Here is a 22991-nt window from a genome sequence, read left to right as displayed (position 1 = left end):
ATGTTTCCATTTGAAGAAGATACAGAAGAAGAGGATATTAACGAAGAAGAAGAGTGGTATCCAAAAGAGTATGAGGTAGATTTTGCGACAGGAAAGCTGACCGGGAAAATTGTTGAAGGATCAAAGGCTATTGCTGCATGGTGCTATCTTGCCTTATTGATTCCTAGATACAAGTATTACCAATATTCATGGGACTATGGAAGCGAATTGAGAGAATTAATTGGATCGAATAATTCGGACGAATACATAGAATCAGAAGTCAATCGTTTTGTAACGGAATGCGTGTCAGAGAATCCTTATGTCAATGGGATTGAGAACATTCAGATAGAAAGGCAGGAAAGCACACTCAAAATTACATTTACGATCATTACGGACTATGGAGAGGAGGAAGTTGATATCAATGTATGAAGAAATGACATTTGAATATATCCTTGAACTTATGATGGAAGATATGCCGGACGGTCTGGATACTTCTGAGGGGAGTTTAATTTACCACGCTTGTTCAAAATGTGCAGCACAGCTGGAAGAAGCGTATCTTCAACTGGCCGCAGTATATGAAAATATTTATCCGGATACGGCCGATCTGGACCACCTTGTATTATTCGGTCAAGAGAAAGGTATCTATATCGAAGAAGCAACAGCAGCAGTTTTCAAAGGGAAATTTAATATTCCGGTAGAAATCGGAAGTGAGTTTTCCGGAGACGATTATGATTATATCGTTACAGAATTGATTGACGATATAACACATACGTACAAGCTGGAATGCGAAGAGACGGGGACGGATCCAAATGGGTGGATGGGAGAATTAACACCACTTGATGATATCGACGGTCTGGAAACAGCCGAGTTGGTTGAACTCATTGAACCTGGAAGAGAAGAGGAGGATGAAGAATCATATCGGATGAGATTACTGGACAGTTTTGAAATTAAACCTTTTGCGGGCAATAAAGCGTATTACATTCAGGAGATAGGAAAGATCGAGGGCGTAGGAGGGGTAAAAGTGTATCGCAGAGAGGGAGGAACTATCCCGGCGTATGTGATTTCTTCTACGTATGAAAGACCAGCTGATGATGTCATACAGCGAGTACAAGAGGCAGTAGATCCATTGCAAAATAATGGAGATGGAATAGGGATTGCTCCGATTGGGCATTCCGTTGTGATAAATGGAGTAATAGAAGAAAAAATTGACGTTAATATGGTATTAATCTTTGACGATGGTTACGCATACGAAGATCTGAAGAGTCAGATCGAGATTGAAATTTCAGAATACTTTCTTGGTCTTAGAAAAGAATGGATAGAAAAAGATAATATTGTGGTAAGGAAAGCAGGAATTGAAAATGCAATATTTAACATTGAAGGAGTCCAAGATGTGACGGAAATAAAATTGAACGATCTCACTGCAAATATAACACTTGATGAAAACGTAATACCTGTTCAGGGGGATATTATATGCAATTAGAATACCCTGAATGCGTGATAGCCATTGATGAGATCAAGGCTGTTTATGACAAAGGTGACATTATAGAAAAAAAGTTGTTTGGACATATAGAAGCGGCTGATAAAGATACGAACATTACAACATCTACGGAAAACGGAATAAAGAGAAGAGAAGAAATCCTAAAAGTGAATCCGAAAGATACGGAATCACTTGAGGACAGAAGGTTCCGTATCTTAATTAAATGGTATGACAGCTATCCATACACATTCCGTGACCTTATTAACCGTATGGATAATCTATTAGGTGAAGGAAATTATACGATTGTTATAGATAATGACACTCAGGAAATGATGTGTCGCTTAGAACTTAAAAAACGAGCAATGTATGATGAGTTTGTAAAATTGCTAGAAACAATCGTGCCTCTTAATATAAAAATGGATATTATGCTTCGGTACCGGCAATGGTTAGAATATAAAAACACAACGTGGAAAGATCTGAAGTTAAAAACATGGTATGAAATGAGAAACGAGGTAAGGTAAATGGCAGAAAAGAAGTATACAGAGAATTTAGGACTTACGCAGCAGGATGAAGAGGACTTTGTAGATGGGGCAGAAATTTCGAGAAGCTTTAGAGTTTTAGATGAAAAGGTATGGAAAAATACAGTTGACATGGATAATGCAAAACAAGAACTGTATAAAAAAATTGGAAACATAGAAACAAATGATTTGTTTGGATACACGCCTGAAACAATTACATATGGGGATAAAGGATATCTTGCGTTTGGATACAAGGATGGAGAAACACAAAGTTTCACATATCTTACATCCACGAACGCAAAAGAGTGGCAAAATGTTGGATACACCGATCGTATTAAACATCTTGAATACTTAGATAGTGGGACATACATTGGAGCAACAAACGCAAATATGATTCACTACTTGTATGGGGAAAGCGGAGAATTTACTCAATTTCCTACGTCACAAAATTGGGAAGTGAATAAAATAAAAGCGTTTGGAAGCCGTGCATTGATTATTGGGAGTAAGATTATTAGGGCATACATGGATTACGCCCTTGATCTTTATACGTTGGGAGTACTCCCGGACGAACCACTAATTGATATTGTAAAAATAAACGATGAGGATAAATTTGTTGGATGTACAGAACACATCGTTTACGAATATCAAAATCTTATTGGAAGCGGTACAGAAACGCAAGAGCTGATCTTTGAGAAAAATGACGAAGTAATCAGCAGCATTTTGTTTAAAGACAATCGTTTATATTACACTACACAATCCGGAAACATATACAGATCAGAGCCTGAGCACTATACCTTAATGGTAAAAGTTGCAGAAGGATTTGAAACAGGGAAAAATAAACTAATACATTACAGTGGGATGTTCTTACTACAAACTGAACACAATGTTTATACATCTACGGATTGTAAAGAATGGAAAACGACACTCACAACAAATAAGAAGTTTAATAACGCAAAATACGTAAATGATAAATTTGCAATTTGCGGGGACGAAGGAGTTAAATTTCTCTCGATTGAAAAAAGTTTGAAAGAACAGGTTAATGAACTAAATTCGGCTTTAGATACGTTAAAACCATCTACAATAGGTTGTTACACAGGATCGGGGACCGTCTCAACCCCGCTGATAGCAGGGACATGGAATACATGGATTGATGCCCCAGCAATAGGAAAAACGCCACTTGCGGTGATCGCGGCATGGAGTAATACAAACGTAGTATTGCAGTTGCGTTATCAGAGCGGATCTATCCAGATTTTGCCTCAGGCTGCGGTAAACAATATTACTATTCAGTATGCTATTTTATATTTTAATTAACTAACTCAGAATTTAGTTCAGGACCAATCTGGTCTTTTTTTGTTTGCGACATCGCAAGGAGGAGAAAAGAATATGGAGATACGAGCAGGACCAAGAGCATTAGAAACTATTAATACTTAGAGCTATGGCTCTTTTTTTATTGGGAGAACCACTATGGATTTAGAACATGAACAGAGGCTAACAAAAGTAGAGGAACGCTCAAAAAGCAATCAGCATCGCATAGAAGAATTGGAGAATTTAACTTTAGAAATTCATACAATGTCAAAATCCATGGTAGTTCTATGTGAGCAAATGAAAGCAACAAGTATTAACGTTGAGACCTTAAAGGATAAGGTGGAAATATTAGAGCAGGAACCGGCGAAAAACTGGAACGATGCAAAGAGGACAATATTTAATACGGTCCTTGGTGCTATTGCAGGAGCAATGGGCACAGGATTACTCGCATTGTTGGCCCAGTATATAAAATAGGAAGGAAAAAATATTATGATGAATTGGAAATTGAGATTTAAGAATAAGACGACATTGGCGGCCCTGGTGGCAGCAGGTATAACATTCGTATATCAGATTTGTGCTATTCTTGGGATTACACCTAAAATTGCACAAGGAGAACTAACACAGCTTTTGGGAATTATATTGAATATCTTAGCGGCCTTTGGAATCTTAGTAGATCCTACCACTCCAGGAGCGGGAGACTCTGATACTGCAAAGGGATATGCCATTCCGGGAGCACCAGCAGCAGAAGAATATAAAGAACCGGAAGATCTGGAAGAGGAAGAAATAGAGGAGGATGAATAAATGAGTACATATAATATTCATGGGGGCCATAACCCGGAAGGAAAAGTGGCTTGTGGGGCTTCAGGCTTCTTAGATGAATCCAGGGAAGACCGCCTAATCTGTAAGGAAGTTGTTCGGCTTTTGAAGTTGGACGGACATAAAGCCTATAATTGCACATGCAATAATGGGAAGAATCAAGGAGATGTCCTAAAAAAGATTGTAGCAAAGTGTAATAAAAGAAATGCCACTTTAGATGTTTCTATACACTTAAACTCTGGGAGGAACGACAGAAAAGGTGATGGGAAGATTGCAGGAGTAGAAGTTCTCTGTACATCGGCATCCGGTATAAAGAAAGATGCAGCGAGCAGGATCAGAAAAAACATGAAGAAATTAGGTTTTACAGATCGAGGAACGAAAAAAACTGGAAGTCTCTATTTTCTTAATCATACAAAAAATAAAGCAATTCTCGTAGAAGCGTGTTTTGTCGATGATAAAGACGACTATGAACTCTACAAAAAAGTAGGGTACAAGGCAGTGGCAAAGGCCATAGCCGAAGGGATTGTCGGGAAGAGCATTACAGAGAAGAAAAAAGCAGCGGAAAAGAAACCGCCTTACACGATCGTGAAAAAGACCTCTAGCAAGGCAGCCGTGAAGTGGTTACAGGGCAAACTAAACTCTTGCTACACTGGAAAACTCGCAGACTTGTCTGTGGACGGTCTGTGGGGGACAAAGACGCAGGCAATGTTAGAAGCATACTGGAAACAACTCGGTTGGCGTAAAGGCAGATACGCAGGAAAGAAAACCTGTGAGGCATTGTTCAAAAATCGAAAAAAATAGTAGAAGAAAGAAGCCTCGGTTCATTCCGGGGCTTCTTTCTCAATCTTTTTTACTGAAACAGAAAAACAATGAGTAGAAAATTCTCTGTTACAGGCTGGACAATGATAAGTTTCGTGATCATTGTTGCCAAGTGCCTTGCAAATGGTTGCTGTAAATGTACATCCACAAGAGCAAGATACCTGTTCATACTCATAATCAAATGGAGACTGTTGGTCAATAAGATAATCACCCCAATAAGACACTTTATCACCTACCTTTCAACATGAGTATAATCTATTGTATAAAATAAAGATAGAACCATATGGTCCTATTTATTAGGGGAATATGGTCCTAGCATTAACAAGTGATCTGGCATCCTTTATTTTTCAATTTTTAATCCTGCAAGGCTGACCAATTCGAGAATAGAAGACTTTGAGACCTTTCTGCCTTTATATTCAACAAGTTCATCCATTTCGCCGGTAAAGATGTCCGCCGGAGTGTACTTTTTTAAAATAATTTTATCTTCGTCAACAAACATCTCAAGGGGATCTCTATCATTCACATCCAAATTACGCCTCAATTCAATCGGTAAAGTTATACGTCCAAGCTCATCCAGTTTTCTTACAATTCCTGTACTTCTCATTTTTGTTCCCTCCTATGTAATTAATTTACTCTATTATATCATGCGATTGAAATAAATTACCAGTGGAAAAATAAGGGGAGACTAATTATAGATATTGATATTTATTAGTAGATAATTCGAGATTTTCGAGCAGTTCGGCGCAATTATCCTTAATATACCAAGCATCTTTCTTCCTAATATGCCAAACAGTATATGTGCGATATGTGCCAAACTTATTTACTAAAACCCGGATTTTGTATTCTACATAAGAATACTTGCGCCCTGAATTATCGGAATATTCTCCCTGTTTAAGAAATAGCATTTCTATAATGTTAAATTTTTTTGTTCCAGAGATAGCGCAAATCTGAAAACTTTTTCTATTGTCAGCCATACTAATTAATTTCATAGAATCTCCTTTCTTTAAGAACGTTTGTTTGGTTTAGATTATATAACAATAATATAAAAAAGTAAACATATGTTTGCTGGAAAAAGCATGACACATAATGGAAATGATAAAAGTATAGATGGACAGTTAAAAACATGATATAATGGGTATAAGAAAAGAGCGGTGACAGGACCGCCCTTCTCTTGTTCGTATGTAGCCGGTGCAATGCCGGCTATTTTTATTGCTGTTTTTCAGCCTCTTTGATTACCTTTTCGATAATCTCTTTTGCCTTTTCTGTATTCCCGGTCTCCATAAGAGCCTGTATGGAATACAAAAGCGTAAGAAGTTCAAGTCTTGTCATTTCCTCCATCTTGTCCTCCTCTCTCCGCCTGTCCGGTGATTCGTTAAAGCTATTCTTTAACTATCTTTATTGTAACATATGTGTACACATATATCAAGTGTTTTCTTTAATCTTTTCAAAGATGGTTTCTTTAATAAAACCATTTACGCTCTTCCCGTGCTCATCAGCGTATTTTTTGATAGCTTCATACTGGGACATTTGCACATCTAATGGTATACGTTTAATTTTACTATCTTTATATTTTTTACTTGCTTTATATCCGCTTTCGGAATATGCCATTATCTCACATCCTTTCATTTCCATTATATCATTATAAAAAGAATACGTACACATACAAGATTGACGAATATATGTGTACATATTTGTGTGTTTTACCTATTGATATATGTGTACGCATATGGTATTCTAATACTGCAATAGGAAATGCATAAACAAAAGATACAATTTGTGATAAAATGAATAAAAAGCGGAGGTAGGAAAAATGAATAAGGCAGTAAAAAAAGCAATGGAAATGGACGAATTTAATAATGATCTTCCAGATGTAGAAGCGGGGGGGGCAATAGAACTTTCGGAAATTTGGGATGGAACAGGAGAGATACCAGAGGAATCATTTAGCTATCAGCTTACAGATACTGATTGGATTAATTACTGTTTTGAAATTATTGAGAGAAATGAGGATATGTTAAAAAGCAAGATAAGAATTTTAAATATAGAGTTATTATGAAATTAGGAAAGGATGAGTGATATGCAGGATAAAAAATGTGATACAGAAAAAAAACAAAGAGAAATTTTGAAAACAGAGTGTGAAAAAAAAGGATTGAAAGTATTGAAAGAGCAAAAAAGTATAGAACAAGCGTATGAGGGAATTGTGATTGCTGCATCGAGGGATAGAATTTCAAATGATCCACTTACAACAGCAAGAACAGTATTTACAGATGAAGATTAAGAAATAAATGAAAAAAGGTCCGGCGTGTAGCCGGGCTTTTGCTTATTATAATAGGAAGAAATAAGTTCATACGCTATTGCTATAAGGTCATCCACTCCGGACAGCTTACCCGTTTGCCGTCACAGTATTGTGTCAGGATCGGCTGGCGTACGTTCGGCCGGGACAGATAGCTGGCAAAGATTTCATCTACAATCGTATTGATGGAATCATATGTTGTCTTTCCATTGATCCACTTATGATCATATGCAGTGGAGGAAGTAATCGTAAAGTCGTGTCCTTTGTTTCTGTACCACTCAGTGTAAACTCTGTTGAGAGTAAAGGACATGATTGCCAAAATGTTGGCCTCCAGGGTCGAACGAGGCCATGTTGAGTAAACTTCACAGGCAGCCACATTCTTAATGTAGTCTTTATAGCGCACATAATAGTTTTGGGCAGTCTGGTCAGTAATAGCTCCGTCGTGGACAATGACGAATTCGGGAATCACTACCCGGCTAAGTACGATCTCACCGGATTCATTGACTGGCTTGATCTCATCTTCTGCAATTTTAGGAGGATAATCCCCCCAGAGAGTATGAGGGCCTATGACTATATTATCGAGTGTTGTAGATGCAGTTTCCAGGGGAACCATGGAAACATTTTGGAGACCGTTTGTATCTGCCAGAATCTGAGCTCCCGAGATCGTTACCGGCTCATAGTCGGGCGCCGTCACATGCAGATTATATTCTGAGTATGGCTGATTTTCACTCGGGGAAAGGCTGTATTCCACCGGCGGAGCATCAAGTGCTACCTCTTCGGTCTGTCCGTTCTGATCAGTGGTTACTTCCTCGAGAACCTGATCGGATTCTCCGGTATAGGAGATAGATATAGTAGCATTCCGCACCGGAACATATCCAATGGTAGAGTTTACTTGAATTTTTAAGTTTCCTTTGTCTGCCATTTAAAAAATCCTTTTTCTTTTACTATATGCCGGTGTGATAAAAATATAACCAGAGTCACTTCTGATGTGTGTTTCCTAGATTTAAGAAATATGATAACATTAGAAAAGAATAGGAAGCAAAAAGAGAAAGAGGTAATCATGGATAATCAGGAAGAAAAACAAAAGCACAAGAGACGTATTCGGTACAGCGGGACCCATCCCAGAAATTATAAAGAAAAGTATAAGGAACTTCATCCGGACCAATATCCGGATACGGTTGCAAAAGTCATTCAAAAAGGCAGTACGCCTGCCGGCATGCATATTTCTATCTGCGTAAAAGAAATCCTTGAGTTCCTTCAGATTAAACCGGGACAGACCGGTCTGGATGCCACTCTGGGATATGGAGGTCATACGCAGGAAATGTTGAAATGTCTTGACTCAAAAGGACATTTGTATGCTCTGGATGTGGATGCCATAGAACTTGAGAAAACAAGAAAACGTCTTGAAAAGCTCGGATATGGGCCGGAAATTTTAACGATCCGGCAGATGAATTTTGCGGATATCGACAAAATAGCGGAAGAAGCAGGACCGTTTGACTTTGTTCTGGCAGATTTAGGGGTCTCATCCATGCAGATTGACAATCCGGACAGAGGGTTTTCTTATAAGACAGAGGGGCCGCTGGATCTGCGCCTAAACCCCGAAAAAGGAGTCTCTGCCGCGGAAAGGCTCAGAACCATCACAAGACAGGAGTTACAGGGGATGCTGATGGAAAATTCTGATGAGCCTCATGCTGACGTGATCGCCCGTGCCGTTGTCTCTAAGATAAAAAAGGGAACAGCCATCGATACGACTACAAAACTCCGGAAAGTGATCGAAGAGGCTCTGGAATTTCTGCCGGAGCATGAGAAGAAGGAAGCTGTGAAGAAAACGTGCCAGAGAACATTCCAGGCTTTGCGGATTGATGTAAACAGTGAGTTTGAAGTCCTGTATGAATTTTTAGAAAAACTGCCCAATGTGCTGGCAAAAGGCGGCCGGGCAGCCATCCTGACCTTTCACTCCGGGGAAGACAGGCTGGTTAAAAAATCGTTTAAGCGTCTGCTGCGGGAGGGTGTCTATCAGGAGATATCAACCGATGTGATCCGTCCGTCGGCAGAAGAATGCAGGATGAACAGCCGGGCACGGTCGACAAAGATGAGATGGGCTATAAAAGAATGAGTTATTCACCACTATTTCCGTCGCGCTTTTGAAATGCGCTCCTACAATAGCGGTAAATAACTTTCGAAAAGTGGCACCTCTTTTGACAGAGGCCCTTCTCCAACAGACATTACGTCCATTTTCCACATGATTGGAGTGAGGCATTCTAAGAGCCGAACGGAAATCATGTGGAAAATGTCATAGTTTAATTAGTCAGGAGGTTAAAGAGATGTTTTATAAAGAAAAAGAACTGGAAATGGAAGGTGTGCTTCAGACAGCCAGACAGATGTGTACGGCGGCCAGAACCGCACCGAAAGCAAGGGGACTGGATTTTATCCACACTGCGGTAGTGACAGGGGAGGATCTTAAAAATCTTGCCGATGAGACAGAGCGTCTTGGAAAAGAACAAGGTCAGGATTTCTATGTGAGAGATGCAGATAATCTCCGCAAAAGCCAGGCGGTGGTTTTGATTGGGGTGACTTATCAGCAAAGAGGACTGAATGAGTGCTGTGGTTGGTGTAATCAGACAAACTGCCAGGGCTGCAGGGAGAACCAGAGCGTCTGTGTATTTGATCCGGTGGATCTGGGAATCGCATTGGGATCGGCAGTCAGTGTGGCATCCTTAAACCACGTGGACAATCGGATCATGTTTTCTGTTGGAAAAGGAGCACTATCCTTGGGGATGCTGGGACCGGAAGTGAAGATAATCCTTGGAATTCCGTTGGCTGCTGCGGGAAAAGCGCCATATTTTGACCGTAAATAACGGTGTAGTTTTCCCAACCGGCTAAATTTAAGTGGTCCAAAACGTTGATTTTACAGGGGCTGCAGAGGATTTTTAGGATTAGTTTTGAAAATGGACGGCCGGTTGGGAAAAAAGCTGGAAAACGTTGAATATATCTAGGTTTAGAGATATAATGGAAACTGAAGAATGGCTTAAAAACGTTGGATAAATAAAAACGTTTTAATGTAGATGTGTACGCAGAAATGGCTTAAAATGGTCGTTTCTGCATTTTTTAATAGCGGTAAAAACCCGTCCGAAGTGGTTAATTTGTCGAGTATTTGTCGACAACAATTTTACACATCTCTTTATAATACCACTCCGGTTTCCGGTCCGTGTAGATCCGCTCAGTTATGTCCGTAATGGAGTGCCCGATTATATATTTCAGGGCATATTCGTCTACGTCTGCCTCTTTCGCAACAGTGGCGAACGTATCCCGGGTATCGTGCGGACGGTGCTTTTTATCAAGGCCCAGATCATTAATAATTTTGTGAAACCGGGTTGAATAGATTGCGTATGTAATCGGACGTATCTTACCACGAGAGACCACATTAATTAATCGGTCGCTGCCAAGTTCCTGTGCCTGCTGGTACCTAGCAATAAGAAGCGGTTTTATCCCTGGGTGGATCGGGACATACCGGTCTATTCCTGCGTCTGTCTTGCTGCCGCCTTTCATGCGGTTATTGTTAAGGTCTATGTCCTCTAAGGCAAGCTCACATAATTCGTTGGGCCGCCAACCAGAATAACAAGAAATTATGAGTAGGTCCACGTTCTCCTTGTCCCGATTTTGCCAAAGAGTTTTGCGTTCGGCAGCAGAGAAAGAGAAGTGTGGGTTTTCTGCTTTCGCCGCATCTTTCACAGTCGGCTTGGACAGATTACACTCCCTGGCACAATTCCTGTCTACGATCTCCATTTCTTTTGCATAGTCCAGCATCATAGAAAGCGTAGATTTCATGTTTATCTTTGTTTTTGCAGATGCCTCTTTAGGCTTTCCCTTGTTTTTTCCTCTTGTCTCTATTGCCATTCCATTTTCGATACAATTCTTTATGTCCACAATACGGAGAGATTGCACAGACTTCTTATAAATGGACCGGCAGTAAGAAAATGCACTCTTTGCCCCTCTGGCAGTTACGGGCTCCACCTCTTGCTCATATTCCGCAAACCAGAGCCTGTATAAGGTCTCTACGGTCATATCCTTAGATAAGTCCACCTTGCCCTTGTTATACTTAATAAGAGCCTCCATGGCATCCTCATAGGTAGGAAAATACGCCTCCGGCTTGAGAGGCTTTAGGATCGGTCTATTGTATCTGTCTTTTCCGCAGTTGGCTCTAGCGTAAAAAGGATTTTTCAGATCTGTGTGACGTATTTCTGTTATGCTGCCAAAACCGTTCGGCAATTTACGCCTGCGGTTCGGTTTCGGCTTTTTCCGTGGTGTTTTCTTTAGAGGGTATCCGCAGTGTGGGCAAGTTTCCGCCCGGTCAGATACCTTCCCGGCGCATTCCGGGCAAGTCGTGAGTGCCATTCTATCATCCTCCTTACACAAAATGGGTACAAAAATAACAGCCATCAAGGAACTGATGTTCTTCTTGTGACAGCTGCCCGAAGATGATACAATATTTACGAGTTAGCGTATCTCTTCGGAGTTATGTAGTTGCCGTCCGGTTGCAGCCGGGCGGTTTTTTATATTCTTGTTATAGTCACCATTGATGCTATACCAACAGAATCTAATAAGTATTCTAAATCGTCAGGATAAGCAGAACAGTGTCGTTTAATTTCTTTTTCAATAACTTGTTGTAATGAGTGAACATATTCTTGCTTTTTAAATAAAGATAGTGCATATATTAATGTTCCTAATGAATGGGAATTGTTTATATGATTAAAATTTGGTATCAATTCACTTAATTCCTTTTCCGAATCAGAAGTAACACGAATTATAGATTTTGGAATATGATTATATATTCTGTCTCCATGTGCAGCTAAATTTCTGTATTCAAGACACATAAATAATGTATCTGTAAAAAAATTTTTTAAATGAGTATCAATTAATTCTACCGGGATGCTATATATTTTATGTATTAGTTTTTCTTTTTCATTTGGTTTCAGTAATCTGATAAAATTCACCAAGTCACTCAAATATATACCTTTGAATAAAACCCATGGAGGGACATTCCCGTAAGTATCCATGTGGTATTTAATCGGCTCCTTGCTTGAATGAGCAACCTTGTTAAATTTGTCAAGAATAGAACCAAGTGAAAATCGTTTGTATTTTGTTGAACGATTTTGATAATTAGAAAATTTCAAATATTCACTCTGGGTAGATGAAAATGATTCTGCTATCACGTATGAAGTTGCCGCCCTTAAATGACTTTCCAAATCAAGTAGAGTAACTATTAATTGGTTTCTGATTGAATGGTCTAGGGAATAAAGAGATGCAATTTGCTCAAATGTAATACCATCTCTGTATCGTTCTGTAGAGTTAGTTTTTTCTACATAAAAATCTTTGTAGCCATTGATAATTTCATAATATCCATAAGATTCTAAAATAATTTTTGCATTTTTCTCTGATTTGAACACTAGATTTCTTGATTTTAATAATTCTATCTGTTGCTCAATGGTTGTAAATTCTTGTGGTTTTTTCTCCATATACATTCTCCCAAAACAAAAAGAGTCTCAAAACCGAAGTTCCAAGACCCTTTATTGTGACCGCCCAGCAGTCATTCACTAATTAGCTACATTATATCATATCCAAGAGTCTTGTCAAGTATTCACTTTTTATATAATTTATAGGTTCTGCCGTCCGGTTGCAGCCGGGCGGTTTTTATTAGGTCAAAAGATTCATTATTTCATTCTCTGGTGATATTCCAGCTTTTCTCAACATACGTGCTGCACGTCCTTTAAATCCTGCCTTTGTCCCATCTTGTTCAACTCCTGATTGAATAGCTTCTATGCATATTTCAAAAGCTTCCTTGTATTTTCCTTGCTTTTCATAAAGCATAGATAGTCTTTTGTAGGCTGGAACAGCGAGTGGCGCATCATAATCATTGTATTTTTTTCCTGAGTTATCCATTTTTATAAATTGTTCGATATTTGAAATACATAGTTTAATATATTTAGTAGCACTATCATCATTATAAGATTTTAAATTGTATAGTACAGACCACTGATTTTCAACTTTTTCTAATCCTCTGTAATATTCATTTTGTATTAATAAAAACCTTTTGTCATAAAAACAACTTTCATTTTGCGAGGTATCCATTTGTTTAAGAGTGGGTTCGTTCAAGACTTTAGAATGGATAGCGTCTGAATTAGCTGATTTGTGGTTATTTTTAATTAATTCAACTGCACCTGTTGTTGTTTTGTTGTAAACTTTATTATAAGCTGCTTTTTTAGGATTATTAACAAGTCCCATTCCCTTCTTTCCGTATAACGGATTCATTGCCTTTTTGGCTTTCCTTTTTACTTTTCCGGTAGTTCTAGCTTTTACTCTACTTTTGATATTTGGCTTTCTTATTCCTATTTTCATATTGATTTCCCCGCTAATTTATTTTTAACTTCTTTCATAGCATTATCTTTGGTCTTCATTTATTTTCTTTGCAATTTCATCTCTTATTTTTGTCATACTTTTATCAGAAGAACTCCCAATGGATAAATCTTGAGCGAGTTCTGATATTGTCAATCCTAAGCCGAAAGCATCAGCATCTCCGTCTTCCTTAGACTCCATATTGTCCCAAGTATCGCTTATGTAAGATATCTCTTCGCTTGCTTCTTCTGCGGTCAGATCTGAATCTAAGTATTTATCAAATGTTTCAACAACTTTTAGAGCTGCTTCGTATTGCTGATCCGTTAAATAATCTGGTTTTTTGTGAGACGCACTACAACCAACTAGGACCAGAGAAAATGTTATAACTAATATGGTAGTAAATATTTTTTTCATTGTTGTTCTCCTTGTTGTGAAATTTATAAGCTACATCCCTCATTATTATTAAGTGTATTTATGGCTTTCAGAATACAGGGCATAATTCTGAGGAAATCTCAAAATCATGAGCTTCGCATTCAATCTTATCACAGTCGTCCTTATCGAAATCTTGGTTTAAAATATGCCACACCTCATGTTCATACACTTTTTGCTGCTGCTCCCGATTAAGGTGCGCATTTATAAAAATCGTATATGACCCATCCTCATTTCTGTGAATGCTTCCTTTAACACCAAATGGGTTATCTCTAAGGACCACGTTTATCTCTAGTAAATCTTCTGCCATTTAAAACACTTCCTTTTGTTAATCTTCTCCTTTTTCTTGACGTTCTAATTCTCTAATCATGTTGTAATAAGCTTTCAGTCTCTCTGGTGTAGAATCTTTTGCCACGTCAAAAAGCATTCTCAGATCTTTGTTTTCAAAAATATCTTGTGCAATTTCCTTAGTTTCTTCATTAATGTAATATGTCTCCCCACCTTCTTTCTCTTTTCCTGTCATTAAATATTCAAGTGAAACATTGAAATAATTTGCTATCTTTTGAAGCTTATCTTGCTTTGGGTTGGATCTTCCTTTTTTCCAGTCACTTAAAGTTGCGCTTGAAATACCAGTGTCTTTTGACACTTTATAGGCTGTTACATGATGTTCTTCCAATAACTTTTGGAATATCTCATACATAAATATTTCTCCTTTTGGTTACATCACGCAATAACTCGGAAAACCTTAATAAAAACACTTGACTATTATGAAAAACCGTGATATAGTATGTTTATAGCTCGGAAATGAGAGATATAAACTAAGAAAGCCGAGTATTACGGATATGTTAAAAAGTTTCTAATGTGGTAATTAGAATATATCACATTTCCGTAATACTTGCAACTATAAATAAAGAAAGGTGGTGTATAAAATTGTATAAAAAATTCCAAGATTTATTGGTGAAAAATGATACAACTCCTTATAGAGTACACAAAGACACTGGTATTTCTACTGCAACTTTAAGTGACTGGAAAAGAGGAAGATCAACACCTAAAGTAGATAAATTACTTATCTTATCAAATTATTTCAATGTTCCTCTTGAGTATTTTCTTGAGGAAGAAACAACAAAACAATAATAGAACTGATGTTCTTGTTGATCAATGCAAATAAAGTCAGGGGTGAAATATGAAAGATTTAATGATTTTTGAAAATGCTGAGTTCGGGCAGATGCGAACAGTAACGATTGATAATGAACCGTGGTTTGTAGGTAAGGATGTGGCAGAAGCTTTGGGTTATGCTAAACCGACAGATGCAGTACGAAAACGAGTAGATGAAGAAGATAGAGGTATCTCCAAAATGGAGACCCCTTCGGGAACGCAAGACATGACAGTTATAAATGAATCTGGTATGTACTCATTGATACTTGGTAGTAAATTGCCATCAGCTAAAAAGTTCAAGCATTGGGTGACATCAGAGGTTCTCCCATCTCTCCGAAAAACCGGCTCCTATGAAATGAAGAATTACTCGCCGGAGATGAAAGCAATTTTAATGCATGATGAAAAAATCGTGAAGATTGATGGAAGAGTGACAGACCTTGAAAATAACATGGTGATTGATTACGGACAGCAACAAACCTTGAAGAATGAGGTTAACAAGGTTGTAGTTAATGCATTGGGTGGAAAAGAATCAAATGCTTACAAGGAAGTGAGCAAAAAGGTATTTTCCGAGATCAATCATGATATTCAAGAAAAATTCACTGTAAATAGTAGAAACAATGTTCCAAAAAAGAAATTTGATGAGGCGATTGCTTTTGTTAGATCGTGGCAACCAAGCAAAGGAACAAAATGGATGATTGATGGCTGCAATGCGCAGATGTCTTTGTAAATAAAAGGTAGGCGGTATAGAAAATGAATCTACAAAATGAAATACAGCAAATAGAAGAAGCAGAAAAAGGGTGTGAGGTAAAAAAGGCTTTGGCTGGCGCACTAAGGAAGGTAGAAAGAGAATTTAACAAGTCAGAAGAAACCGTATATATACACGAAAGGATTACCAATATCAATGTGCTTGAATATCTCATTAGAAATGCCAGATTTAATTTTTCAATTCTTGAAAATGAACTCGAAAAAGCCACACCGTCAACAGCTATCATTGAGAGTGCGGCTTATCAAATTAGAGATTCATTAAAAAAAGCGGAATCGTTTGAATTTTGCATTGAAGAAAGAAAATGTAGAACCAAAGACTTTTCCGTGAATCCCGTATCTGTTGATATAAAAGAAATTAATCGTCAACTCGCAACAGATTTTGAGAGTACAAGAGTTTGATTGTTTCTTTCATTGAAATTGAAATAGCTGTTTTCAAGACGTTTTCATCCATGAAATTTACTAACAAGGTAAAACCTGGCTCTTCGTTTTTAGATTTGCAATATTCGTTACATTTATTAACAGAATCGTTTTTGATTGCATCGTAGAATGAATAGTCTGAAAACATAGTGTCAACTTTACTATCTATTTCCTTCATTAATTCATCAATAGTCATAATGTTCTCCTTTCTTATGTACTCGGTGCTGCAACACCTGTACTTAAATTATAAGGAGAAAAGGAAATATTTACAAGAGAAATGAGGTGATAAATGTGAGCAATAAACAAGCATTGCGGCTGCTTACATCCTATATAAATATGCCGAAGTTCCCGGCCTGCAACGTACCTGTTGCGTTCGTCGCCAAAGTAATGAAAAAGGACGCTACATTTATTCGGGCTGGGATCGAACAAGGATGGCTGCCCATTGGGTATGCAAAGCCGTCAGAAAAAACCGGAAAGATGAGCTATTACATTAGTCCAAAGCTATTGTGGGAAGTAACAGGGATCTTATATCAACCGGAAAAGGAGGGATGCGATGAGTAAAGCAGAACACTACATGGCAACAGCAATCAACTTCGCTGGCTGTCTGCTGGCCCTGAGCGGATACGATGGCTTGGCTGTGTGTTGCTGGGCGGCAGGAATGGCGTGGGAATCAAACATATAGAACTTAGGAGGATGGAAGATGAAATATAAAGTTGGAGATAAGGTAAGAGTGCGTAAGGATTTCAAAACTTGTGGCACTTATGGCGGGTATTACGTGACAGACAATATGCACAAGCTGGCTGGGAAGACAGTAACTATTTCGGATGTTTATGAATGCAAATATGCGATTTGTGAAGATGACAAGCGCTACTGTTGGACAGACGAAATGTTCGAGCCGTCGGCAAAGGATCTTATAAAGCCAGGAAGTGTTGTAGAACCTCGAATGGGAGGGAAATACCTGTATCTAAACGATGTATTTTTAAGCGAAAACGGAGGTCTGTGCTTAAACGCTCTGGGGCTGGAAGAATATACTGACGACCTGCTCGATAACGACGGAGTATGCAAATATGATATCCAGAAAATCTACAGGACTTCAGGGAGAAAAATGAGGGACCTGTTCACGGATGAATATCTTACCTTGGTATGGAAACGTGAAGAACCAAAAGAAATGACACTTGAAGAAGTAGAGAAAGAGCTGGGCTACCCGATCAAGATCGTCAAAGGAGAATGAGATGCAGAAACTAAAAAAGCCCCTTCGGAGCGGCAACTCCAATGGGGCAAGAACAAATAAAAAATATATTTATACAGTGTTAGTATAGCACAGATCGGAGGATTTAACAATGGCAGAACTTACAGTACAGGTAAAACAGAAGGTTGGGAATATCCAATTCAATTATGAAGAAATAAAAGAAACTCTAGCGGCACAAATGGATCTTTATAAGGATGCGCAGTTTTCCGAAGACACAAAGAAGGACGCTAAAAAAGAGGTTGCGGCACTCCGCAACATGAAAAAGGCCATTGACGAGAAACGGAAAGAAGTAAAAAAACAGTGTCTTGTGCCTTATGAGGATTTTGAAGCTAAGTGCAAGGAGTTACAGGGGCTGATTGACCAGCCGATCAATCTGATCTCCTGCCAGATAACTGCTTTTGAAGAAAAGAGAATCTATAAAAAAAGAGAGAGAATCAAAGAGATTTTTCAGGAGGTTTTTGAGGGATCTGAGATTTCGTTAGAGAAAGTTTACAACCATAAGTGGGAAAACAGCACCTATTCTATTCCAAAGATCCAGAAAGAGATTCAGGACATGGCGGTTAAAATTGCCATGGAAATGAAGACGATTGAATCATTAAGAACGGACTGTACCGAGGATGCAAAGGAAATCTATCTTAATAGTCTTGATCTCACAGAGGCTATTTCTTATGTAAACGAATATGAGGAAACCAAACAGAAGGTACTTGAAAAGGAGAAAGAAAAGCGGACGGCAGTTCCCGAACCAGTCCCGCAAACTGTGAGTGATGCAATAGTGCAGCAGGCCGCAAATAGTGCCGAGGTTCCATTTGTTCAGCCAAATACAAAAAAGGTTGTTTACACCGTTGTTGCTACGGATTCGGAAATTGAACAGATCGAAACTTATTTGAACAGTATAGGAATCTTCTTTGACCGGAGGGAGGTATAAGGATGGCAGAGAAAAAAACAGTCGGTATACAGACAAAACTTCTAATGGTGCAAGCGGATCTGAAAGCTCCGAAAAACCAGTTCAATAAGTTTGGAAACTACCATTACAGAAACTGTGAGGATATCTTAGAAGCGGCAAAGCCATTACTGCAGTCTGTTGGTGCCAATCTTCGGCTGACGGATGATGTTGTGCAGATAGGGGAGCGTTTTTACATAAAGGCTACGGCAGTCTTTACGGATATAGAAAGCGGAGAAACGATTGAAAACTCTGCACTGGCGAGGGAATCTGCTCAGAAAAAAGGAATGGACGAGAGCCAGATCACCGGGGCAACAAGTTCTTACGCAAGAAAATACGCCTTGAACGGTCTTTTCTGCATAGACGATGTAAAAGATGCAGATCACGATGGAGGGGCACAGAAACCACCACAGGGACCGCAGAAAGTAAGCAAAGATATGATAAATACGATCAATGCGGAATTAAAAAGGACGAATATAGCAACCGGAATTATTTTAGAAACCTACAAGGTAAAGAAACTTGCAGATCTGACCATAGAGCAATTTAAAAATTTTATGGGCCGAATGGAGAAAACGCCGGATTATATGCCTCCCAAAGAGGACATACCAGATCCGAAGGAGTAGGTTATGGAGTGTACTGGAAAACTAGGTGGCCTTGGCATAGATTACGTGTCAGGCCGCCAGCGGCTGGAAATTGAATTAAATGAGGATGTGCGGAAAGAGTATGACCGATTGAAAGACAAAGAAAAGTTGTCTGTAAAGATCGTACAGTACAGAGAAAAACGAAGCCTTGACGCAAATGCCTACTATCATGTCTTAGTAGCAAAGATTGCGGATGTTACCGGGCAGAGCAATATTTATGTAAAAAACAAGCTTATATCAGAGTATGGGGAATATGAGCGTTTGAACGGTAACATTGTAACTCTTCCGTTGGATGACGACATAAGCGCATATGACGTTGAGTTCATTCACTTGCAGCCTACGACAGAGACGCATATGAACAGCGCAGGGAAGGTATTCCGGGTAAATCTGGTCATGAGAGGATCGCATACCTATAACACCAAAGAGATGTCCCGGCTGATCGAAGGGACTGTGGAAGAAGCCAAGGCCCTGGGCATAGAGACAAAAACGCCGGAAGAGATTCGGGAAATGGAAGAAAGGTGGAGGATGAAGTTTGAAAAGGATTAAAAGCGTATTTACAGAAGATATGGACCATTGCTACTTTACCGGGGCCGCCCCGGTGGAACGCCACCACATATTCGGCGGAGCAAACAGAAAGCTGTCAGAGAAATATGGTTTTGTCGTCCCTCTCCGGCCGGACCTGCATCCGAACGGGGCCATGGCTACATGGTCAGAAAGTTTAAAGAAATTGGATGACCATTTAAAAGCCCAGGCACAGAAATATTACGAAAGGAACTACGGAACCCGTGAAGACTTCCGTAGGGAGTTTGGAGGCAAGTCATGGCTATGACATACAGAATGACAATCAAAGGCCGTTTAGACGGCCTGAACGATTACACAAAGGCAAACCGAACAAATCAGTATAAAGGAGCCAAAGCTAAGGCAGAGAATGAGAGGATATGTATGGCCTATATCCCAAGGGGACTAAAAGGGAAAAAGATAAATTTCCCGGTCCATATCTCTTTTAAATGGTACGAGAAGAACCGCCGCAGGGACCCGGACAATATAGCTTTTGCTAAAAAATTTATCTTGGACTCCCTGGTAACTGCCGGAATATTTCCGGACGATGGGCAGAAATATATCTCCGGGTTTGATGATGAGTTCTACATAGATAAGCAGGAGCCGAGGATTGAAATACTGATCCAGGAAACGTGAGGTGAGAGAGATTGATACATTTATTAAATTGTACCGAAAATTTACCGAGTGGGAATGGTACAGCGATATAAGTACCAGCCGCCTGTTCCTGCATCTGATCTTGACCGTGAACTGGACGGATAAGAAGTGGCAGGGGATCTGTATAGAGAGGGGTTCCAGGGTTGCATCTTACCAAGTGCTTTCCACGGAAACCGGACTGTCAGTGAAGCAAGTAAGAACAGCAATAAAAAAGTTGCAGAGTACCGGAGAGTTGGCAATCAAAAGTACCAACAAATATAGCGTATTTACGGTAAAAAACTATGATCTGTACCAGGCAAAGGGCAAGCAAGAGGCAGGCGAAAGGCAGGCAGAGGACAAACAAAGGGCAACAACTAAAGAAAGTAAAGAAGGAAAGAAAGAAAAGAATAATAAATATACATGTGCGTTTGACGACTTCTGGAAAAGTTACCCCCGCAAAGTAGATAAGGGTAATGCATATAAAAAGTTTCAGGCGAGACTGAACGAAGGTTATGCAGAAAGAGAACTGATCACGGCATGTGAGAATTATGCGGCAGAGTGTAAGAGGAACAAAACGGAGGCAAGATTCATAAAACATGCATCTACCTTTCTGAGTTCTACCAGACCATTTTTAGATTATCTGCCAAAGAAGGGAGAAAGTGATGACGCTGATGGACAAAATACAGCAGATGACCTTGTCACGAAAGGCATCGACCTCGGAATCGGGGACGACTTCGACGGATTCTAAATGTCAGCAGTGCGGCGGAACCGGATGGATCAGACACCGAGAAGACGGAAAAGAGTATTTCTCCGAGTGTGAGTGCCGGAAGAAGCAGATCGAAGAAAGCCGTCTGAGATTTGCAAACATCCCGGTGACATTTAAGGATATGCGCTTAAAGAACTTTAATATAGCTGCCTACAAGGACGAAAAGAGCAAGGCTACAATTCGGGCCGCCTGCAAGTACATAAAGCAGTATATGAGCTGTTTTGAATCGGAGCACAAGGACGGCATGGGCCTGTATCTCTACTCTGACACAAAGGGCAGCGGGAAAACCCGGATGGCTGCCAGCATCGCAAATGAGCTAGTGGACATGGGATACCAGGTGAAGTTTTCTCTTTCCACGGAAATTATACAGGAGATCAAGCGGACCTGGGACCGGGACAATGATCTTTCTGAAAGCAAGCTGCTTGACCAGCTCCAGGAGACAGACATCCTTGTGATCGACGACTTTGGAACGGAACAGGTAGCAGGATGGATCAACGACAAGTTTTACCAGATCATAAACAATCGGTATGTGGACCATAGAGTAACAATATTTACCAGCAACTATCCGTTAGAGAAGCTTGAATATGATGACCGGATCACGAACCGGATGAAAGAGGTCTCTTATCTGATCGCGTTTCCAGAGGAAAGTGTGCGTGAGAAGATAGCGGCAGAAAAAAACGAAGCCATGCTTCACAGGGTAGCAGGGAGGTGACAACCATGGAGCAATTAAACATGTTTGGTTGCGCTACGGCATACCGGAGCAGCCAGATTACAAAGCAGACCCGGCGGGAATCAAACGGTCTTGTAAAGCGGGATAAAAAAAGAGAGATGATCCTGGAACAGCTTTCCTATGGCCCAGCAACCGCCAGGGAGATCGCAGAGGTGTTATACCGGAAAAAGCGGGTTCTAACACCAGCCAGGGACGAGACGGCCCCACGCCTCACAGAGATGACTCAAGAGGGTATAGTAGAGGTCTGTGGTAAGAAAAAGGATAGCAGAACCGGGAGAAAGGCCGCAGTATACCGGATAGTTAAGGAGAGCGCAAATGTGGAGTAGCAAATACTCAGAGGATATAAAAGAGAAAGTGCTGGAAATGTATCTGCATGGAGAAGCAAATGTAGAGAAAATAAGCAAGAGATATGGTATTCCTGCCTCAACGATCAAAAACTGGATTTCTCTATACTGGGAGGAAGAACAAGCGAGGGCAGAGAGATCAAAGGCCGCAAGCAGAAGAAAACGGCGTTTTGTGAATGGAAAAGAACTTCGTGTTGTCCGGCCCACATCTGGAAGTGCATACATAGATTGGAGGCGTAAATGAATCGGGCAGAAAGAAGGAAATCTGGGATTAAGAAAAAGGTTCCGACCTATAACATGAATACGCAGCAGATAAAAACATTGAAAGAAGATGTAGCCAAAGAAGCAATGGAAAGGGCCTTTATCCTGATGCTGGGCATCCCGGTTATGGCATTGCATGACCAGTTTGGGTTTGGACGCAAGCGAATAGAAAAGTTTGCAGATGCAGTTCTTGAGCTATATGACAGCTTTGAAAAGGGCTATGTTTCATTAGAAGACCTAATACAAACAATCTTTGAAGAAACCGGGGTAAAGATTGAAAAGAAGTAGGTATTTACCCATGTAGGGTCTATATATATCACACAGAAACTTAGAAACCAGTAGGCATCCTGTTTTACAGCCCGCTTCGGCGGGCAGGAAGGAGGGAATATGAAAGAAGTAAATAATTTTGTCGATCACCCTGCACATTACACAAGCGGGGAAATCGAATGTATTGATGCACTAAAGGCAAGCATGTCGCACGCCGAATTTTGCGGCTTCCTAAAGGG

General features: G+C 39.8%; 40 protein-coding genes. 28 read left to right on the top strand and 12 right to left on the bottom strand.

Going from position 1 to position 22991, the window contains the following annotated elements; genetic code table 11:
• From DWV34_RS16115 to DWV34_RS16085, 7 genes are all read left to right on the top strand, one after another.
• A complete protein-coding gene (locus DWV34_RS16115; RefSeq protein WP_118476675.1) occupies nucleotides 1–408 on the top strand; it encodes a DUF2634 domain-containing protein in 408 nt (135 codons plus the stop codon).
• Nucleotides 401–1459, top strand: a complete 1059-nt coding sequence (locus tag DWV34_RS16110) for a baseplate J/gp47 family protein (protein WP_158565701.1) — start codon at nucleotides 401–403, stop codon at nucleotides 1457–1459. The genes DWV34_RS16115 and DWV34_RS16110 overlap by 8 nt, the downstream gene beginning before the upstream one ends.
• On the top strand, nucleotides 1450–1977 hold the full coding sequence (locus tag DWV34_RS16105; RefSeq protein WP_118476673.1) for a putative phage tail protein: 528 nt from the start codon (nucleotides 1450–1452) through the stop codon (nucleotides 1975–1977). Before DWV34_RS16110 ends, DWV34_RS16105 begins: the two co-directional genes overlap by 10 nt.
• A complete protein-coding gene (locus DWV34_RS16100) occupies nucleotides 1978–3285 on the top strand; it encodes a hypothetical protein (protein WP_118476672.1) in 1308 nt (435 codons plus the stop codon).
• A 153-nt stretch (nucleotides 3286–3438) separates the two neighbouring features.
• Nucleotides 3439–3753, top strand: coding sequence for a hypothetical protein (locus tag DWV34_RS16095; protein ID WP_118476671.1), 315 nt, complete (start codon nucleotides 3439–3441; stop codon nucleotides 3751–3753).
• A gap of 15 nt (nucleotides 3754–3768) precedes the next feature.
• A complete protein-coding gene (locus DWV34_RS16090; protein WP_118476670.1) occupies nucleotides 3769–4080 on the top strand; it encodes a phage holin in 312 nt (103 codons plus the stop codon).
• A complete protein-coding gene (locus DWV34_RS16085) occupies nucleotides 4081–4896 on the top strand; it encodes an N-acetylmuramoyl-L-alanine amidase (RefSeq protein WP_118476669.1) in 816 nt (271 codons plus the stop codon).
• Between the two features lie 358 nt (nucleotides 4897–5254).
• Here the strand turns inward: DWV34_RS16085 and DWV34_RS16080 are convergent, their stop codons facing one another.
• The 4 genes from DWV34_RS16080 to DWV34_RS16070 form a co-directional block, all read right to left on the bottom strand.
• Nucleotides 5255–5518, bottom strand: coding sequence for an AbrB/MazE/SpoVT family DNA-binding domain-containing protein (locus DWV34_RS16080; protein WP_118476668.1), 264 nt, complete (start codon nucleotides 5516–5518; stop codon nucleotides 5255–5257).
• An 85-nt stretch (nucleotides 5519–5603) separates the two neighbouring features.
• Nucleotides 5604–5903: a hypothetical protein gene (locus DWV34_RS16075; RefSeq protein WP_118476667.1), complete on the bottom strand. Its 300-nt coding sequence runs from the start codon at nucleotides 5901–5903 to the stop codon at nucleotides 5604–5606.
• Between the two features lie 217 nt (nucleotides 5904–6120).
• The gene (locus DWV34_RS17900; RefSeq protein WP_255419882.1) at nucleotides 6121–6252 is read right to left on the bottom strand and encodes a hypothetical protein; all 132 of its coding nucleotides are present in this window, start codon (nucleotides 6250–6252) and stop codon (nucleotides 6121–6123) included.
• 84 nt (nucleotides 6253–6336) lie between these two features.
• A complete protein-coding gene (locus DWV34_RS16070) occupies nucleotides 6337–6522 on the bottom strand; it encodes a hypothetical protein (RefSeq protein WP_118476666.1) in 186 nt (61 codons plus the stop codon).
• A gap of 202 nt (nucleotides 6523–6724) precedes the next feature.
• Between DWV34_RS16070 and DWV34_RS16065 the strand changes: the two genes are divergently transcribed.
• Both DWV34_RS16065 and DWV34_RS16060 read left to right on the top strand, forming a co-directional pair.
• Nucleotides 6725–6967, top strand: coding sequence for a hypothetical protein (locus DWV34_RS16065; RefSeq protein ID WP_118476665.1), 243 nt, complete (start codon nucleotides 6725–6727; stop codon nucleotides 6965–6967).
• 21 nt (nucleotides 6968–6988) lie between these two features.
• Nucleotides 6989–7189 carry a hypothetical protein gene (locus tag DWV34_RS16060; RefSeq protein ID WP_118476664.1) on the top strand — a complete coding sequence of 67 codons (201 nt, stop codon included), beginning with the start codon at nucleotides 6989–6991 and terminating at the stop codon, nucleotides 7187–7189.
• Between the two features lie 79 nt (nucleotides 7190–7268).
• Here DWV34_RS16060 and DWV34_RS16055 read toward each other — a convergent pair whose 3' ends face one another.
• Nucleotides 7269–8126 carry a carboxypeptidase-like regulatory domain-containing protein gene (locus DWV34_RS16055; RefSeq protein ID WP_118476663.1) on the bottom strand — a complete coding sequence of 286 codons (858 nt, stop codon included), beginning with the start codon at nucleotides 8124–8126 and terminating at the stop codon, nucleotides 7269–7271.
• Between the two features lie 138 nt (nucleotides 8127–8264).
• On the opposite strand from DWV34_RS16055, the gene rsmH reads away from it, so the two are divergent.
• Nucleotides 8265–9320 (top strand): 16S rRNA (cytosine(1402)-N(4))-methyltransferase RsmH, encoded by a 1056-nt coding sequence (gene rsmH / locus DWV34_RS16050; RefSeq protein ID WP_118476662.1) that lies wholly within the window; start codon nucleotides 8265–8267, stop codon nucleotides 9318–9320.
• Between the two features lie 208 nt (nucleotides 9321–9528).
• On the top strand, nucleotides 9529–10062 hold the full coding sequence (locus DWV34_RS16040; RefSeq protein ID WP_118476660.1) for a ferredoxin domain-containing protein: 534 nt from the start codon (nucleotides 9529–9531) through the stop codon (nucleotides 10060–10062).
• 280 nt (nucleotides 10063–10342) lie between these two features.
• On the opposite strand, the gene DWV34_RS16035 is transcribed toward DWV34_RS16040, so the two are convergent.
• The 6 genes from DWV34_RS16035 to DWV34_RS16010 form a co-directional block, all read right to left on the bottom strand.
• Nucleotides 10343–11599, bottom strand: a complete 1257-nt coding sequence (locus DWV34_RS16035) for a tyrosine-type recombinase/integrase (protein ID WP_118476659.1) — start codon at nucleotides 11597–11599, stop codon at nucleotides 10343–10345.
• Between the two features lie 158 nt (nucleotides 11600–11757).
• The gene (locus DWV34_RS16030) at nucleotides 11758–12720 is read right to left on the bottom strand and encodes an Abi family protein (protein WP_022261347.1); all 963 of its coding nucleotides are present in this window, start codon (nucleotides 12718–12720) and stop codon (nucleotides 11758–11760) included.
• 178 nt (nucleotides 12721–12898) lie between these two features.
• The gene (locus DWV34_RS17450) at nucleotides 12899–13600 is read right to left on the bottom strand and encodes a hypothetical protein (RefSeq protein ID WP_199485897.1); all 702 of its coding nucleotides are present in this window, start codon (nucleotides 13598–13600) and stop codon (nucleotides 12899–12901) included.
• A 42-nt stretch (nucleotides 13601–13642) separates the two neighbouring features.
• Entirely contained in the window at nucleotides 13643–14011 is a 369-nt protein-coding gene (locus tag DWV34_RS16020) for a hypothetical protein (RefSeq protein WP_118476658.1), read from the bottom strand.
• Between the two features lie 67 nt (nucleotides 14012–14078).
• Entirely contained in the window at nucleotides 14079–14336 is a 258-nt protein-coding gene (locus DWV34_RS16015; protein ID WP_118476657.1) for an ImmA/IrrE family metallo-endopeptidase, read from the bottom strand.
• Between the two features lie 18 nt (nucleotides 14337–14354).
• Nucleotides 14355–14726, bottom strand: coding sequence for a helix-turn-helix domain-containing protein (locus DWV34_RS16010; protein ID WP_118476656.1), 372 nt, complete (start codon nucleotides 14724–14726; stop codon nucleotides 14355–14357).
• A 230-nt stretch (nucleotides 14727–14956) separates the two neighbouring features.
• Here DWV34_RS16010 and DWV34_RS16005 point away from each other — a divergent pair, with 230 nt between their 5' ends.
• The 3 genes from DWV34_RS16005 to DWV34_RS15995 are packed head-to-tail and all read left to right on the top strand — an operon-like array spanning nucleotide 14957 to nucleotide 16345.
• Nucleotides 14957–15160: a helix-turn-helix domain-containing protein gene (locus DWV34_RS16005; protein WP_118476655.1), complete on the top strand. Its 204-nt coding sequence runs from the start codon at nucleotides 14957–14959 to the stop codon at nucleotides 15158–15160.
• 49 nt (nucleotides 15161–15209) lie between these two features.
• On the top strand, nucleotides 15210–15908 hold the full coding sequence (locus DWV34_RS16000) for an ORF6C domain-containing protein (protein ID WP_118476654.1): 699 nt from the start codon (nucleotides 15210–15212) through the stop codon (nucleotides 15906–15908).
• Between the two features lie 23 nt (nucleotides 15909–15931).
• Entirely contained in the window at nucleotides 15932–16345 is a 414-nt protein-coding gene (locus DWV34_RS15995) for a hypothetical protein (RefSeq protein WP_118476653.1), read from the top strand.
• On the opposite strand, the gene DWV34_RS15990 is transcribed toward DWV34_RS15995, so the two are convergent.
• Entirely contained in the window at nucleotides 16302–16559 is a 258-nt protein-coding gene (locus tag DWV34_RS15990) for a hypothetical protein (RefSeq protein WP_039946371.1), read from the bottom strand. The genes DWV34_RS15995 and DWV34_RS15990 overlap by 44 nt on opposite strands.
• Before the next feature lie 140 nt (nucleotides 16560–16699).
• On the opposite strand from DWV34_RS15990, the gene DWV34_RS15985 reads away from it, so the two are divergent.
• The 14 genes from DWV34_RS15985 to DWV34_RS18140 all read left to right on the top strand — a co-directional run.
• Nucleotides 16700–16924 (top strand): hypothetical protein, encoded by a 225-nt coding sequence (locus DWV34_RS15985; protein WP_118476711.1) that lies wholly within the window; start codon nucleotides 16700–16702, stop codon nucleotides 16922–16924.
• Nucleotides 16917–17045: a hypothetical protein gene (locus DWV34_RS17895; RefSeq protein ID WP_255419881.1), complete on the top strand. Its 129-nt coding sequence runs from the start codon at nucleotides 16917–16919 to the stop codon at nucleotides 17043–17045. Before DWV34_RS15985 ends, DWV34_RS17895 begins: the two co-directional genes overlap by 8 nt.
• A gap of 18 nt (nucleotides 17046–17063) precedes the next feature.
• Nucleotides 17064–17594, top strand: a complete 531-nt coding sequence (locus tag DWV34_RS15980) for a hypothetical protein (RefSeq protein ID WP_118476652.1) — start codon at nucleotides 17064–17066, stop codon at nucleotides 17592–17594.
• A gap of 109 nt (nucleotides 17595–17703) precedes the next feature.
• Entirely contained in the window at nucleotides 17704–18537 is an 834-nt protein-coding gene (locus DWV34_RS15975; protein ID WP_118476651.1) for a DUF1351 domain-containing protein, read from the top strand.
• A gap of 2 nt (nucleotides 18538–18539) precedes the next feature.
• Nucleotides 18540–19175, top strand: a complete 636-nt coding sequence (locus tag DWV34_RS15970) for an ERF family protein (RefSeq protein WP_118476650.1) — start codon at nucleotides 18540–18542, stop codon at nucleotides 19173–19175.
• A gap of 3 nt (nucleotides 19176–19178) precedes the next feature.
• On the top strand, nucleotides 19179–19739 hold the full coding sequence (locus tag DWV34_RS15965; RefSeq protein ID WP_118476649.1) for a hypothetical protein: 561 nt from the start codon (nucleotides 19179–19181) through the stop codon (nucleotides 19737–19739).
• Nucleotides 19726–20022, top strand: coding sequence for a phosphoenolpyruvate carboxykinase (locus DWV34_RS15960; protein WP_118476648.1), 297 nt, complete (start codon nucleotides 19726–19728; stop codon nucleotides 20020–20022). Before DWV34_RS15965 ends, DWV34_RS15960 begins: the two co-directional genes overlap by 14 nt.
• On the top strand, nucleotides 20013–20387 hold the full coding sequence (locus tag DWV34_RS15955) for a RusA family crossover junction endodeoxyribonuclease (RefSeq protein WP_118476647.1): 375 nt from the start codon (nucleotides 20013–20015) through the stop codon (nucleotides 20385–20387). The genes DWV34_RS15960 and DWV34_RS15955 overlap by 10 nt, the downstream gene beginning before the upstream one ends.
• Before the next feature lies 1 nt (nucleotide 20388).
• Nucleotides 20389–21132, top strand: a complete 744-nt coding sequence (locus tag DWV34_RS15950) for a hypothetical protein (RefSeq protein WP_118476646.1) — start codon at nucleotides 20389–20391, stop codon at nucleotides 21130–21132.
• Nucleotides 21047–21862: an ATP-binding protein gene (locus tag DWV34_RS15945; RefSeq protein ID WP_225103754.1), complete on the top strand. Its 816-nt coding sequence runs from the start codon at nucleotides 21047–21049 to the stop codon at nucleotides 21860–21862. Before DWV34_RS15950 ends, DWV34_RS15945 begins: the two co-directional genes overlap by 86 nt.
• A 5-nt stretch (nucleotides 21863–21867) precedes the next feature.
• On the top strand, nucleotides 21868–22206 hold the full coding sequence (locus tag DWV34_RS15940; protein WP_118476644.1) for a hypothetical protein: 339 nt from the start codon (nucleotides 21868–21870) through the stop codon (nucleotides 22204–22206).
• Nucleotides 22196–22468 (top strand): helix-turn-helix domain-containing protein, encoded by a 273-nt coding sequence (locus DWV34_RS15935; protein ID WP_118476643.1) that lies wholly within the window; start codon nucleotides 22196–22198, stop codon nucleotides 22466–22468. The genes DWV34_RS15940 and DWV34_RS15935 overlap by 11 nt, the downstream gene beginning before the upstream one ends.
• The gene (locus DWV34_RS15930; RefSeq protein ID WP_118476642.1) at nucleotides 22465–22773 is read left to right on the top strand and encodes a hypothetical protein; all 309 of its coding nucleotides are present in this window, start codon (nucleotides 22465–22467) and stop codon (nucleotides 22771–22773) included. The genes DWV34_RS15935 and DWV34_RS15930 overlap by 4 nt, the downstream gene beginning before the upstream one ends.
• A 99-nt stretch (nucleotides 22774–22872) precedes the next feature.
• Nucleotides 22873–22991 (top strand): DUF3310 domain-containing protein (locus tag DWV34_RS18140; RefSeq protein WP_118476641.1); only part of this gene is annotated, 119 nt, incomplete at its 3' end.

This window comes from Anaerostipes sp. AF04-45, from assembly GCF_003461725.1.
GTDB lineage: Bacteria > Bacillota > Clostridia > Lachnospirales > Lachnospiraceae > Anaerostipes > Anaerostipes caccae.
This window is presented reverse-complemented; position numbering and strand designations above follow the sequence as displayed.

Coding starts and splice junctions, on each gene's coding strand:
- DWV34_RS16115 (WP_118476675.1), top strand. CDS start 1: ATGTTTCCATTTGAAGAAGATACAGAAGAAGAGGATATTAACGAAGAA.
- DWV34_RS16110 (WP_158565701.1), top strand. CDS start 401: ATGTATGAAGAAATGACATTTGAATATATCCTTGAACTTATGATGGAA.
- DWV34_RS16105 (WP_118476673.1), top strand. CDS start 1,450: ATGCAATTAGAATACCCTGAATGCGTGATAGCCATTGATGAGATCAAG.
- DWV34_RS16100 (WP_118476672.1), top strand. CDS start 1,978: ATGGCAGAAAAGAAGTATACAGAGAATTTAGGACTTACGCAGCAGGAT.
- DWV34_RS16095 (WP_118476671.1), top strand. CDS start 3,439: ATGGATTTAGAACATGAACAGAGGCTAACAAAAGTAGAGGAACGCTCA.
- DWV34_RS16090 (WP_118476670.1), top strand. CDS start 3,769: ATGATGAATTGGAAATTGAGATTTAAGAATAAGACGACATTGGCGGCC.
- DWV34_RS16085 (WP_118476669.1), top strand. CDS start 4,081: ATGAGTACATATAATATTCATGGGGGCCATAACCCGGAAGGAAAAGTG.
- DWV34_RS16080 (WP_118476668.1), bottom strand. CDS start 5,518: ATGAGAAGTACAGGAATTGTAAGAAAACTGGATGAGCTTGGACGTATA.
- DWV34_RS16075 (WP_118476667.1), bottom strand. CDS start 5,903: ATGAAATTAATTAGTATGGCTGACAATAGAAAAAGTTTTCAGATTTGC.
- DWV34_RS17900 (WP_255419882.1), bottom strand. CDS start 6,252: ATGGAGGAAATGACAAGACTTGAACTTCTTACGCTTTTGTATTCCATA.
- DWV34_RS16070 (WP_118476666.1), bottom strand. CDS start 6,522: ATGGCATATTCCGAAAGCGGATATAAAGCAAGTAAAAAATATAAAGAT.
- DWV34_RS16065 (WP_118476665.1), top strand. CDS start 6,725: ATGAATAAGGCAGTAAAAAAAGCAATGGAAATGGACGAATTTAATAAT.
- DWV34_RS16060 (WP_118476664.1), top strand. CDS start 6,989: ATGCAGGATAAAAAATGTGATACAGAAAAAAAACAAAGAGAAATTTTG.
- DWV34_RS16055 (WP_118476663.1), bottom strand. CDS start 8,126: ATGGCAGACAAAGGAAACTTAAAAATTCAAGTAAACTCTACCATTGGA.
- rsmH (WP_118476662.1), top strand. CDS start 8,265: ATGGATAATCAGGAAGAAAAACAAAAGCACAAGAGACGTATTCGGTAC.
- DWV34_RS16040 (WP_118476660.1), top strand. CDS start 9,529: ATGTTTTATAAAGAAAAAGAACTGGAAATGGAAGGTGTGCTTCAGACA.
- DWV34_RS16035 (WP_118476659.1), bottom strand. CDS start 11,599: ATGGCACTCACGACTTGCCCGGAATGCGCCGGGAAGGTATCTGACCGG.
- DWV34_RS16030 (WP_022261347.1), bottom strand. CDS start 12,720: ATGGAGAAAAAACCACAAGAATTTACAACCATTGAGCAACAGATAGAA.
- DWV34_RS17450 (WP_199485897.1), bottom strand. CDS start 13,600: ATGAAAATAGGAATAAGAAAGCCAAATATCAAAAGTAGAGTAAAAGCT.
- DWV34_RS16020 (WP_118476658.1), bottom strand. CDS start 14,011: ATGAAAAAAATATTTACTACCATATTAGTTATAACATTTTCTCTGGTC.
- DWV34_RS16015 (WP_118476657.1), bottom strand. CDS start 14,336: ATGGCAGAAGATTTACTAGAGATAAACGTGGTCCTTAGAGATAACCCA.
- DWV34_RS16010 (WP_118476656.1), bottom strand. CDS start 14,726: ATGTATGAGATATTCCAAAAGTTATTGGAAGAACATCATGTAACAGCC.
- DWV34_RS16000 (WP_118476654.1), top strand. CDS start 15,210: ATGAAAGATTTAATGATTTTTGAAAATGCTGAGTTCGGGCAGATGCGA.
- DWV34_RS15995 (WP_118476653.1), top strand. CDS start 15,932: ATGAATCTACAAAATGAAATACAGCAAATAGAAGAAGCAGAAAAAGGG.
- DWV34_RS15990 (WP_039946371.1), bottom strand. CDS start 16,559: ATGACTATTGATGAATTAATGAAGGAAATAGATAGTAAAGTTGACACT.
- DWV34_RS15985 (WP_118476711.1), top strand. CDS start 16,700: ATGCCGAAGTTCCCGGCCTGCAACGTACCTGTTGCGTTCGTCGCCAAA.
- DWV34_RS17895 (WP_255419881.1), top strand. CDS start 16,917: ATGAGTAAAGCAGAACACTACATGGCAACAGCAATCAACTTCGCTGGC.
- DWV34_RS15980 (WP_118476652.1), top strand. CDS start 17,064: ATGAAATATAAAGTTGGAGATAAGGTAAGAGTGCGTAAGGATTTCAAA.
- DWV34_RS15975 (WP_118476651.1), top strand. CDS start 17,704: ATGGCAGAACTTACAGTACAGGTAAAACAGAAGGTTGGGAATATCCAA.
- DWV34_RS15970 (WP_118476650.1), top strand. CDS start 18,540: ATGGCAGAGAAAAAAACAGTCGGTATACAGACAAAACTTCTAATGGTG.
- DWV34_RS15965 (WP_118476649.1), top strand. CDS start 19,179: ATGGAGTGTACTGGAAAACTAGGTGGCCTTGGCATAGATTACGTGTCA.
- DWV34_RS15955 (WP_118476647.1), top strand. CDS start 20,013: ATGGCTATGACATACAGAATGACAATCAAAGGCCGTTTAGACGGCCTG.
- DWV34_RS15945 (WP_225103754.1), top strand. CDS start 21,047: ATGACGCTGATGGACAAAATACAGCAGATGACCTTGTCACGAAAGGCA.
- DWV34_RS15940 (WP_118476644.1), top strand. CDS start 21,868: ATGGAGCAATTAAACATGTTTGGTTGCGCTACGGCATACCGGAGCAGC.
- DWV34_RS15935 (WP_118476643.1), top strand. CDS start 22,196: ATGTGGAGTAGCAAATACTCAGAGGATATAAAAGAGAAAGTGCTGGAA.
- DWV34_RS15930 (WP_118476642.1), top strand. CDS start 22,465: ATGAATCGGGCAGAAAGAAGGAAATCTGGGATTAAGAAAAAGGTTCCG.